At 33.7% G+C, this 11,056-nt stretch carries 11 protein-coding genes; 4 read left to right on the top strand and 7 right to left on the bottom strand.

Going from position 1 to position 11,056, the window contains the following annotated elements; translation table 11 throughout:
• Nucleotides 1-21: 21 nt before the first annotated feature.
• Complete coding sequence (locus AC1RRQ_RS19885; protein WP_493024740.1) at nucleotides 22-1,398, top strand: sugar transferase; 1,377 nt, start codon at nucleotides 22-24, stop codon at nucleotides 1,396-1,398.
• 3 nt (nucleotides 1,399-1,401) lie between these two features.
• Here the strand turns inward: AC1RRQ_RS19885 and AC1RRQ_RS19880 are convergent, their stop codons facing one another.
• Entirely contained in the window at nucleotides 1,402-2,541 is a 1,140-nt protein-coding gene (locus AC1RRQ_RS19880; RefSeq protein WP_493024739.1) for a lipoprotein N-acyltransferase Lnb domain-containing protein, read from the bottom strand.
• Between the two features lie 38 nt (nucleotides 2,542-2,579).
• Nucleotides 2,580-3,647: a putative type IX sorting system protein PorV2 gene (locus AC1RRQ_RS19875; RefSeq protein ID WP_493024738.1), complete on the bottom strand. Its 1,068-nt coding sequence runs from the start codon at nucleotides 3,645-3,647 to the stop codon at nucleotides 2,580-2,582.
• 191 nt (nucleotides 3,648-3,838) lie between these two features.
• On the opposite strand from AC1RRQ_RS19875, the gene AC1RRQ_RS19870 reads away from it, so the two are divergent.
• Entirely contained in the window at nucleotides 3,839-4,549 is a 711-nt protein-coding gene (locus AC1RRQ_RS19870) for a CDP-alcohol phosphatidyltransferase family protein (protein WP_493024737.1), read from the top strand.
• 10 nt (nucleotides 4,550-4,559) lie between these two features.
• Nucleotides 4,560-5,417, top strand: a complete 858-nt coding sequence (locus tag AC1RRQ_RS19865; protein WP_493024736.1) for a glycoside hydrolase family 25 protein — start codon at nucleotides 4,560-4,562, stop codon at nucleotides 5,415-5,417.
• A 68-nt stretch (nucleotides 5,418-5,485) separates the two neighbouring features.
• Here AC1RRQ_RS19865 and AC1RRQ_RS19860 read toward each other — a convergent pair whose 3' ends face one another.
• The 5 genes from AC1RRQ_RS19860 to AC1RRQ_RS19840 all read right to left on the bottom strand — a co-directional run bounded on the left by AC1RRQ_RS19860 (nucleotide 5,486) and on the right by AC1RRQ_RS19840 (nucleotide 8,728).
• The gene (locus tag AC1RRQ_RS19860) at nucleotides 5,486-5,704 is read right to left on the bottom strand and encodes a DUF5808 domain-containing protein (RefSeq protein WP_493024735.1); all 219 of its coding nucleotides are present in this window, start codon (nucleotides 5,702-5,704) and stop codon (nucleotides 5,486-5,488) included.
• Nucleotides 5,705-5,773: 69 nt separating this feature from the next.
• Nucleotides 5,774-6,514 (bottom strand): LPS export ABC transporter ATP-binding protein, encoded by a 741-nt coding sequence (lptB, locus tag AC1RRQ_RS19855; protein ID WP_017494919.1) that lies wholly within the window; start codon nucleotides 6,512-6,514, stop codon nucleotides 5,774-5,776.
• A gap of 90 nt (nucleotides 6,515-6,604) precedes the next feature.
• On the bottom strand, nucleotides 6,605-6,955 hold the full coding sequence (locus AC1RRQ_RS19850; RefSeq protein ID WP_493024734.1) for a carboxymuconolactone decarboxylase family protein: 351 nt from the start codon (nucleotides 6,953-6,955) through the stop codon (nucleotides 6,605-6,607).
• Nucleotides 6,948-7,763, bottom strand: a complete 816-nt coding sequence (gene tatC / locus AC1RRQ_RS19845) for a twin-arginine translocase subunit TatC (protein ID WP_493024733.1) — start codon at nucleotides 7,761-7,763, stop codon at nucleotides 6,948-6,950. Before tatC ends, AC1RRQ_RS19850 begins: the two co-directional genes overlap by 8 nt.
• Entirely contained in the window at nucleotides 7,763-8,728 is a 966-nt protein-coding gene (locus tag AC1RRQ_RS19840) for a KpsF/GutQ family sugar-phosphate isomerase (protein ID WP_493024732.1), read from the bottom strand. The genes tatC and AC1RRQ_RS19840 overlap by 1 nt, the downstream gene beginning before the upstream one ends.
• Before the next feature lie 87 nt (nucleotides 8,729-8,815).
• On the opposite strand from AC1RRQ_RS19840, the gene recQ reads away from it, so the two are divergent.
• A complete protein-coding gene (gene recQ / locus AC1RRQ_RS19835) occupies nucleotides 8,816-11,011 on the top strand; it encodes a DNA helicase RecQ (RefSeq protein WP_493024731.1) in 2,196 nt (731 codons plus the stop codon).
• Nucleotides 11,012-11,056 lie beyond the last annotated feature (45 nt).

Below are 11,056 nucleotides of genomic sequence, written 5' to 3'. Positions count from 1 at the left end.
ATGCGTTCAAATAGAAAGAAAATGCATTTTGAAATTTCAGAACGAAAAGTTTTGCTTTTTGCATTTGATACTTTATTTGTTGTTTCAATATTATATCTGTTAAATGTTTTTTTTGATTTTCATTATTTTGTATTTGAAATCGAAACTATTTACAGACCAATTATATTTGTTGGTTATTTACTGATTTTTGGGACTATTTTTGAAATGTATAATCTGCAAGTTGCAAGCAGCCAGTTCCAGATAATAAAAAGTGTTGTTCTTTCTGTTTCAACAACAGTTTTAGTTTACCTTCTTACGCCGGTATTATCTCCGGAACTTCCAAAACAGCGTTTAGTAATTTTGATTTTTTACTCTGCAATATTGCTTGTAATGCTGCTGTGGCGTTTTTTTTATGCCATTTTTCTTGCCTCACACCGTTTTTCTCAAAATGTAATATTAATTTGTGGTAAAGATCAGGTAGAAGAATTAGTTTCGGGGCTTGAAAATGTTGATCCGCATTATAGAATAATTGGTTTTGTAAATTCAGATGCACTTTCTGAAAAAAATTCAGATGTTCATTACGTAAAAGAAATTAGAAAAAGTTATCTGGAGAGATTTGTTGCTAAACACGGAGTTTCGGAAATTGTTATAGCATCACAAAAAACAGATGGTATCACACCCGATTTATATCAGCAGTTATTACATCTTTTAGAATCTGGAAACATCATTAGAGAATATACGCAAGTTTACGAAAGTAAAACACAACGTATTCCGGTGCATTATATCGAACGCGATTTTTATCGTTTTTTCCCTTTTAGCCGAAGTAACAACAATAAATTATATTTGTTTTTGATTCGCTTTTTAGAATTTGTTTTTTCTTTGACCGGTCTTTTGGTTTGTTTTGTTTTTATTCCTTTTATTTTTATCGGAAATCTTATTGCAAATAAAGGAAGCCTATTTTATACACAAGAAAGAGTGGGGAAAAACGGAGCTGTTTTTAAAATTTATAAATTCAGAACCATGATAGAAGCATCTGAAATTAATGGTGCTGTTTTTGCAGTTGTAAATGATAAAAGAATAACTCCATTTGGTAAATTCATGCGTAAATCACGAATAGACGAATTACCGCAGTTTTATAATGTTTTAAAAGGAGATATGGCTGTAATTGGGCCAAGACCCGAAAGACCATTTTTTGTTGAGGAAATCGCCAAAATAATGCCTTTTTATGAAACCCGTCATGTTGTTAAACCAGGACTTACAGGCTGGGCTCAGGTAAATTATTCTTATGGTGAATCAATTGACGAAAGTTTGATAAAATTACAATACGATCTTTATTACATCAAACATAGAAGTATTTTTCTTGATTTGAGTATTACTTTCAAAACAATTACCACCGTTTTATTTTACCGCGGACAATAATTATTAGATTATTATTGGAATACGTTTTTTGTTTCGTATTGCAACTCGCACTAAGACAAACCCGCTTGTAATAATCAGCGGAAGCATGATTAAAAAATGTGCTTTGTTTATCATAAATGTGCTGTAAACAACTAAAAATAGTAAATGTAAAACAGCAAATCGATACGTCCAGCGTTTGTTTTTTGCAATCGAAAAGAAAATCAAAATCAATAAAAGCGGACTAAATAACAACACATTATAATTCATCGCCAGTTCTTGGTGAAAAGAATAAAATCCAACCGATACAAAAAAGATTCCCATTAAAGATAAAATCAAAAGATAGATTTTGTCTACTACTTTGTTGTGCACAAGAACTACAAAACCTAAAATAATTAGGTAGGTGTAAATATTATTCCACCATGAACTTGGAGTTTCTTTTTTAAAACTTAAAAGCGTTTTGCTTTGTGCTGCCAAAAGATGACCTTGAAAAGTAGTATCTTCTAAGCTGTTTTTTAGTTCAAAAGGCAGGAAAATTTTGGTTCCTAGTTGGTCAACTTTCGTTCCAAAAATAATGCTTGTTCCTAATTGATCGTAGAAATGACCATCAAAATAAGGGAATAAAATAGAGCGGTACGTTTTATCAGTATCTTTCTTTTTTATAATTACATTTCCGCCTAAAGTCGAATTGATAACATCAACAACCATTGAGGTACAGTTCTTATCAATAAATTTATAAGTGTAATAACGTTCATTTGAAAATAAAACAGCATTTAGTTTGTCAAAAAGCTTTTGTTTTAATTCTGGAGAAATAAGTAACTCCTGTTCAAAAACACTTCTTTTTTCATTCGTATAATCGTTTATAAACTCCGCAAATGAATGAGCAACCACAAAATACTGTAAATCACCTTTGGCAAATTTAGCCACGAAATTAGGAGTTCTAAAATCAAAAGCGCCATAATTGTAAACAACATCAAGGTTATTTATAGGATCTGCAACTCTAATTGCGGTGTGTCCAAAGTAAGAATACGTTTCATTACCAAGACCACAAGTGATAACGCTTATTTTGGCATATTTTGATAAAGGAACATTTTGGCTAAAGCCAATGGTGAAACTTAGTAATAATAGTAAACTAAAAAGTGTTTTTTGTAAAAGGACTTTTTTCATAATTTAAAATTTTAAGAAGTTCAACGTTTTTGTAATTATTATCTAAAAATACCCAAATCTACTTTTATCGAAAAAATATTCGAGTACAAAGCTGCACTTTGATTTCCTAAGTCAGTTAAAGCATAATCGACCTGAATGCCTTTGTATTTAAAACCCAGACCAATATTAGGCTGAAAACTTAATTTCTCAGTATTATCCAACTGCATTACATTTTGAAAATTTCCGGCACCGGCTCTTAAAAATACAAGATCTGTATATCCAAATTCAAAACCAAGTGCAGGATCAATACTTACTACTTTTGACGAAATAATATCGTTTGTCTGCTCAAAACGCATATTCAAATTTCCGGCAGCTAAAAGACTGTAATCGTTATGAAATTCAAATTTCTTAGAAATTCCTAATTGTGCTTTTGGCAGCGTTATTTCGGTACTTTCAGGAAGTTCGTTGTTTTCTCCTGGAATAGCATTTGCAATTTTTTTATATTCTTCCTCATCAATATTCCAAACATTATAAGTTGTTGTAATATCGCGAAGCATCAATCCAAATTTCCAGTCGTTATGTTCAAACTGAAGTCCGACATCAAAACCAAAACCCCATGAATTAGCGAATTTTCCAATTACTCTTCGAATGATTTTGGCATTTACTCCATATTGAAAACCATCTACAGGAAGTTTTCTGGCGTATGAAAACGTAAAACCATAATCAGCAGTCGAGAACAAACGAATTCTATTATAATCAATATTTCCCTGACTGTCGATTAATTGTGTGGTGTCCATAATATCATCGACTCCAAAACGAATCATCGAAATTCCCCAGGCACTTCGATCGTCAATTGGACTTGCATAACCAATAAAATCATATTGCGCAATATTGGCAAAATAACTGGCGTGCATTAACGAAAGCTGATGATCTTCAAGATTGGTTAAACCTGCCGGGTTCCAATAAACAGAATTTACATCGTTTGTAGAAGCGGTCACGGCGCTCGACATTCCTAACGCGGCCGCATCAACACCAATATTCATAAACTCATTCGAATATTTTCGAACAGTTTGTGCGTACTGTGAAGTAAAACTCCAAAATAATAAAAACGCAAAAAGTTTTTTCAATCGATATTTTTTTGCAGACTGAGGCCTGTTTTAATTTTTACCAAAAATATAATATTTTATGCATCTAATTTCTTCCTTTTGATAAATATTGCGAAAGTCAGAATTTCAAATAAAAAACAATTGCAAAAACACGTTTTTCCTATGCATATTATGCTAAATTTGTTGTCCAAGATTATCAAAATTTATAAAACATGAATATCAAAAAGCACATTCCGAATTTAATTACATTAATTAATCTTTTTTGTGGCTGCGTTGCAATAGTTTTTATTTCTGAAGCTAATTACGAAATGGCTTTTTACATGGTTTGCCTCGGAATCTTTTTCGATTTTTTCGATGGTTTTTTTGCCAGATTATTCAAAGTTTCAAGTCCGCTTGGTCTACAGTTAGATTCATTGGCAGATATGGTAACCAGCGGCGTTGCACCGGGATATGTTATGTATACGATGTTCAATAACAGCGGACATGAATTAGGAACGAATACTTTTATTCCGTTTTTAGGATTTATTGTGGCTTTAGGATCTTGCTATCGTTTAGCAAATTTCAATATCGATACCCGTCAGACAGATTCATTTATTGGTTTGCCAACTCCTGCAAATTCACTTTTTATCTTAAGTCTTCCTTTAGTATTAAAGTTTTCAGATTCTTTAATGCTTCTTGAAATCTTAACAAATCAATGGGTTTTATTGGTTATTACTTTATGCAGTGCTTATATTTTAAATGCCGAAATACCGTTGTTCTCTTTAAAAGTTAAAAAGTTTAATTTGAAAGATAATGCATTGCAAATCATCTTTCTTATTATTTCTTTCATTCTGCTTTTATTGTTTCACTTTGGAGCTGTTCCTCTGATTATTATTTTTTACGTTTTACTTTCAATCGTAAACAATTTGTTTCTGAAAAAGTAGTTTTATTCGAATGGCAAGAAAAACGACAAGACGAACTTCTTATTCCCGAAAACCACAGCCCAGCCGATCTTTTTTTGGCAGAGTAATCCGTTTTATTGTTTTCTCACTTCTGGCTTTAATTTTCATTGGAACAATTTACCATTATCGTGCAGGATTGGCGTATTACCTCGGATTTAAAACAGATAAAGTTTTAGATGAAGATGAAGTAGATAAGCATCTTTCTGATGTGAGAAATATTCGCGTTCTGGAAAACCATAAAGGAAAAGTGGTTGGAATTGATGTATCTGAATTTCAGGGAGAAGTAGATTGGGAAGAAGTAGAAATTCTGGACGAAAAATATCCGGTAAAATTTGTGTTTATTCGTGCAACAGCAGGAAACGATCGTGTTGACGGTCAGTTTAAACGTAATTGGGAAGGGGCAAAAGAAAACAAAATCATACGCGGTGCTTATCACTATTATCGTCCAAACGAAAACTCTATTGAGCAGGCGAATCTTTTTATTAAAACTGTAAAACTTCAAAAAGGAGATTTACCTCCCGTTTTAGATATTGAAAAATTACCAAAAAATCAGCCTTTAGATAGTTTGAAAAAGGGTTTGAAACGTTGGTTGAATAAAGTAGAAAAACATTATCAGGTTCGTCCGATAATTTATTCCGGAGAACGATATTATTCTGATTTTTTAAAAGAAGAATTTGGAGAATATTTGTTTTGGATAGCCAATTATAATTTCTATAGAGAAAAAATCGAAGACGACTGGCTGTTTTGGCAGTTTACAGAAAAAGCTTCTCTGCCGGGAATAAAACATCGTGTTGATGTTAATATTTATAATGGCGATTTAGAGCAGCTGCAGTTTATTACGGTTGAATAAGTTTGCAGTCGCAGTGGCAGTTTTCAGTATTTACGAGACTGAAAACTGAGACTGAAAACTTTTTAAAGTTATTTTAATAAAACCAGAATAATTATTATCAGTAAAGGTAATAGAAGCGCTACGGAGTAGGGATTAGCAAAATTTATCGTAAGCCCCATCCATTCAATCCTTTTTGGAGGCATTAACCGTTTGTCTTTCGGATTATAATAAAAGCAGCCCAAATACCAATTTTTGGGATCTTTGTGCCAATTATCGTAATCTTCCTGAGTTGGTTTTTCTGGCTTCATTTTTTAAATAGTTTTCAGTCTCGGTTTTCAGTATTCACTGAGACTGAAAGCTGAGACTGCATACTTTTTTTAAAATTCAAGTTTCTTTTTACGAAGTTCGAAGTTTTGACCAAGATAAACACGGCGAACCATTTCATCTTCTACCAATTCTTCCGGAACTCCGGCTTTTAGAATTCCTCCTTCAAACATTAAGTATGTTTTATCTGTAATTGCTAAAGTTTCCTGAACGTTATGGTCAGTAATTAGAATTCCGATATTTTTATTTTTTAGCTGCGCTACAATTCTTTGAATATCCTCAACAGCAACCGGGTCAACTCCGGCGAAAGGCTCATCCAATAAAATAAATTTTGGATCTGTTGCCAGAGCACGTGCGATCTCGGTTCTACGACGTTCTCCTCCCGAAAGTAAATCACCTCGGTTAGTGCGAATATGTTCTAAGCTGAATTCTTCAATTAAACTTTCCATTTTCGCGATTTGTGCTTCTTTAGAAAGTTTGGTTAATTGTAAAACGCTTAATATGTTGTCTTCAATGCTTAATTTTCTAAAAACAGAAGCTTCCTGCGCCAAATAACCAATTCCTTGCTGAGCACGTTTGTACATTGGATAATCGGTAATATTCAAATCATCAAGATAAATATTTCCTGAATTTGGTTTTACCAATCCCACGATCATGTAAAAAGAAGTTGTTTTTCCGGCACCATTTGGCCCCAAAAGACCCACGATTTCTCCTTGGTTTACTTCAACAGAAATTCCTTTTACAACACTTCGGCCTTTGTATGTTTTGATTAAATTATCGGCTCTTAATTTCATTTTTTTAGTTTAATCGTTTAATCGATAAATCGTTTAGTCGTTGCAAATTAACGAATAAACGATTCAACAGTTAACCGTATTAACAATTATTTATTTTCCAGCTTCTTCTAAAGCTTCCCAGAATTCGTAAGCTCTTCTTAAATGCGGAATTACAATTGTACCTCCCACAAGAGTTGCGATTCCCATTGCTTCCATCATTTCTTCTTTAGAAACTCCTTCTTTATAGCTCGTTTCTAAATGGTATTTTACGCAGTCGTCGCAGCGCAAAACAGCAGAAGCAACTAAGCCTAAAAGTTCTTTTGTTTTTACATCAAGAGCTCCCGGTGCATAAGCATTGGTGTCCAGATTAAAAATTCGCTTCACAATCTTGTTATTGTCAGCTAGTAATTTTTCGTTCATTTTAGAACGATAGTCGTTAAACTCTTGAATTAATTCAGACATTTTCTTTTAATTTATTTCTATAAACAACCTTCGAAATCCAAATACTGATCTCGTAGATAATTAACATTGGGATTGCTACAATAGTTTGACTCACAACATCTGGAGGTGTTACAATTGCGGCAATAATTAAGATGATTACAACGGCATATTTCCAATATTTTCTTAAGAATGCAGGAGTTACTAACCCTAATTTAGTTAAGAAATAAATGATAATAGGCAGTTCAAAAAACAAGCCGCTTGCCAGAACACTCGTTTTTACCATTCCCATATAAGAGTCTAAAGTAAATTGATTTATAACCACATCACTAATAGAGAAAGTGGCTACGAAATTTACAGACATTGGTATTACAACATAATAACCAAATATTACTCCTAAAAAGAAAAGCAGAGATGAAGTAAAGATGAAAATCTTAGCATGTTTTCTCTCTTTTTCATAAAGAGCCGGGCTGATAAATTTCCAAAGTTCCCATAAAATATAAGGGAAACTTAATATGAAACCGGCCAAAAGGCACATCCATACAAAGATGTTTACCTGACCTTCCATTTCGGTATTCTGAATGATAAAGTTTAGTTTGGTAATACAGATACTATCTGCAAAACCTAATTGATGAGATAAATCACAAAACCAAACGTAAGTAAAAAAACTAGGTCTTGTTGGTCCTAAAATAATCTGATCAAATAAATAATCACTAATAAAATACGTAACAAATGCCATAATACATATTGCAAATGTACTTCTAACTAATAACCATCTAAGTTCTTCAAGATGGTCTAAAAATGACATCTCGCCAAGGTTTTTCTTTGCCATTATACGATTCCTTCTTTTAAAATGTCATGTAAATGTAATACTCCTCTATACTCGCCGTTGTCAGCAACAATAAGCTGTGTAATCGAAAAATCTTCTAAAATATTCAAAGCATCAACCGCCATAGTTTCTGATGATACTAATTTAGGATTTTTTGACATAATATCTTTTGCAGTTAAGTCAGCAATAGTATCTACGTCATTTAGCATTCTTCGGATGTCTCCGTCAGTAATAATTCCGATAATTTTATTGTCTTCGATTACAGCCGTTACGCCTAATCTTTTTTCTGAAATTTCAAAAATTACCTTTTTAACCGAAGTATCCGGAGTAACAGCTGGTTTTAATGAATGCTCGATCATGTCTTTTACACGAAGCAGTAATTTTTTTCCTAAAGCACCTCCAGGATGATAAACCGCAAAATCTTCGGGTTTAAAATCACGCATTTCCATTAAGCATATTGCCAGAGCGTCTCCCATTACAAGCTGTGCTGTAGTACTGTTTGTTGGGGCTAAATTGATAGGGCAGGCTTCTGCATCAACCGTTGTATTTAAAACGTAATCAGAGCCTTTTGCTAAAAAAGAAGTTACATTTCCGGTAATGGCAATTAAAGTATTTCCAAAGCGTTTTAATAACGGAACTAAAACTTTGATTTCCGGACTGTTGCCACTTTTTGAAATACAGATTATTACATCTTCATTCTGAATCATTCCTAAATCGCCGTGAATTGCTTCTGCAGCATGCAAAAACATTGACGGTGTTCCGGTCGAGTTAAAAGTAGCGACCATTTTTTGAGCAATTATCGCGCTTTTTCCAATACCGGTAACGATCAATCGGCCTTTAGTTTCATAAATACGTTGGGTTGCTTCGAAGAAATTTTCATCCAGAAAATCGATTAATTTTGTAATCGCCTCACTTTCAGAGAGTATTGTTTTTTTGGCGATTGCCAATATATTTTCTTTTGTTATCAAAACAGAATATTTAAAATTTGTATGTATAAAAGAAAGTTGTATCTTTATGTGTTGCAAATTTATACAAAATATCCATTAATATAAAGAATGAATTCAAACGAAATTGAAATACACAAGGAATTAAAGAAGTATTTCGGCTTTAGCCAATTTAAAGGCTTGCAGGAGCAAGTTATTACGAGTATTTTAGGTAAAACGAATACTTTCGTAATTATGCCTACGGGCGGCGGTAAGTCTCTTTGTTATCAATTACCCGCTTTAATTCAGGACGGAACAGCCATTGTTGTTTCTCCTTTAATTGCTTTGATGAAAAATCAGGTAGATGCGATTCGAAGCCTTTCATCTGAAAACGGAATTGCACATGTCTTGAATTCCTCTCTTACCAAAACAGAAATTGCCCAAGTTAAAAAAGACATTAGTTCTGGTTTAACCAAACTTTTGTATGTTGCTCCCGAATCTTTAACCAAAGAAGAATATGTGGCCTTTTTACAAAGTGTGCCAATTTCATTTGTAGCGATCGACGAAGCACACTGTATTTCAGAATGGGGGCATGATTTTAGGCCGGAATACAGAAATCTTAGAAATATTATTAAACAATTAGGTAAAGTGCCAATTATTGGACTTACCGCTACCGCAACACCAAAGGTTCAGGAAGATATTCTTAAAAACCTGGACATGGCCGATGCCAATACTTTTAAAGCATCTTTCAACAGGCCGAATTTATATTACGAAGTACGTACAAAAACAAAAAATATAGAATCGGATATTATTCGATTTATCAAACAGCATAAAGGCAAATCTGGAATTATTTACTGCTTAAGCCGTAAAAAAGTAGAATCGATTGCCGAAGTTTTACAAGTAAACGGAATCAGCGCTGTTCCTTATCACGCAGGTTTAGACGCAAAAACACGTGCGAAACATCAGGATATGTTCTTGATGGAAGACGTAGATGTTGTTGTGGCGACAATTGCCTTTGGGATGGGAATTGATAAACCCGATGTTCGTTTTGTAATTCACCATGATATTCCAAAATCACTCGAAAGTTATTATCAGGAAACGGGTCGTGCCGGTCGTGATGGAGGAGAAGGACATTGTCTGGCTTATTACTCCTATAAAGATGTAGAAAAGTTAGAGAAATTCATGTCCGGAAAACCAGTTGCCGAACAGGAAATTGGTTTTGCCCTTTTACAGGAAGTGGTGGCTTACGCCGAAACCTCAATGTCGCGCAGGAAATTCCTTCTGCATTATTTTGGAGAAGAATTTGACAGCGAAACCGGAGAAGGTGCAGATATGGACGACAACGTTCGTAATCCGAAAAATAAAATCGAAGCCAAAGAACAAGTCGTTAAACTGCTTGAAATTGTTCGCGATACCAAACATATTTATAAGTCAAAAGAAATTGTGTTTACTTTAATTGGCCGAATCAATGCGGTTATTAAAGCACATAAAACAGATACACAGCCTTATTTTGGTTCTGGTTCAGATCATGACGAGAAATATTGGATGGCTTTATTGAGACAAGTTTTAGTTTCGGGTTATCTTTCAAAAGACATAGAAACTTATGGCGTTATAAAAATCACGAAAGAAGGTCTGGATTTTATCAAGAAACCAGTTTCGTTTATGATGTCAGAAGATCATGAATACAGCGAAGCCGATGACGAGGCAATCGTTGCATCTGCAAAATCATCTGGTACTGCCGATGAAGTTTTAATGGGAATGCTTCGTGAACTGCGTAAAAAAGTAGCTAAAAAATTAGGAGTTCCTCCATTTGTTGTTTTTCAGGATCCTTCTCTTGAAGACATGGCTTTAAAATATCCAATTTCGTTAACCGAATTGTACAATATTCACGGAGTTGGTGAAGGAAAAGCTAAAAAATACGGTGGCGAATTTGTTACCTTAATAAGTAGGTATGTTGAGGATAATGATATTATTCGTCCAGACGATCTGGTTGTGAAATCTACCGGAGTAAATTCAGCCAACAAATTATACATCATTCAGAACATCGATAGAAAATTACCGTTAAGTGATATTGCTTCTGCAAAAGGACTAACGATGGATGCCTTGATTAAAGAAATGGAACAGATTGTATATTCTGGAACCAAATTAAATATCAAATACTGGATTGATGATATGCTCGACGACGATCAGCAGGAAGAAATTCATGATTATTTCATGGAATCAGAATCTGATAAAATTGAAGATGCACTTAAAGAATTCGACGGCGATTACGATATTGACGAACTGCGTTTAATGCGTATAAAGTTTATCAGTGAAGTAGCGAACTAAAAAAGTTTTCAGTCTCAGTTTATAGTTTTCAGTTTTTACTGAGAC

The organism is Flavobacterium sp. GW821-FHT12A05 (genome assembly GCF_058807735.1).
Note: the sequence above shows the minus strand (reverse complement) of the source record. Positions and strands in the feature narration are given on the sequence as shown.

Bases quoted from the DNA above. Each gene is read 5' to 3' on its own strand.
- AC1RRQ_RS19885 (WP_493024740.1), top strand. From the start codon at position 22: ATGCATTTTGAAATTTCAGAACGAAAAGTTTTGCTTTTTGCATTTGAT.
- AC1RRQ_RS19880 (WP_493024739.1), bottom strand. From the start codon at position 2,541: ATGAAAAAAGTCCTTTTACAAAAAACACTTTTTAGTTTACTATTATTA.
- AC1RRQ_RS19870 (WP_493024737.1), top strand. From the start codon at position 3,839: ATGAATATCAAAAAGCACATTCCGAATTTAATTACATTAATTAATCTT.
- AC1RRQ_RS19865 (WP_493024736.1), top strand. From the start codon at position 4,560: ATGGCAAGAAAAACGACAAGACGAACTTCTTATTCCCGAAAACCACAG.
- AC1RRQ_RS19860 (WP_493024735.1), bottom strand. From the start codon at position 5,704: ATGAAGCCAGAAAAACCAACTCAGGAAGATTACGATAATTGGCACAAA.
- lptB (WP_017494919.1), bottom strand. From the start codon at position 6,514: ATGAAATTAAGAGCCGATAATTTAATCAAAACATACAAAGGCCGAAGT.
- AC1RRQ_RS19850 (WP_493024734.1), bottom strand. From the start codon at position 6,955: ATGTCTGAATTAATTCAAGAGTTTAACGACTATCGTTCTAAAATGAAC.
- tatC (WP_493024733.1), bottom strand. From the start codon at position 7,763: ATGGCAAAGAAAAACCTTGGCGAGATGTCATTTTTAGACCATCTTGAA.
- recQ (WP_493024731.1), top strand. From the start codon at position 8,816: ATGAATTCAAACGAAATTGAAATACACAAGGAATTAAAGAAGTATTTC.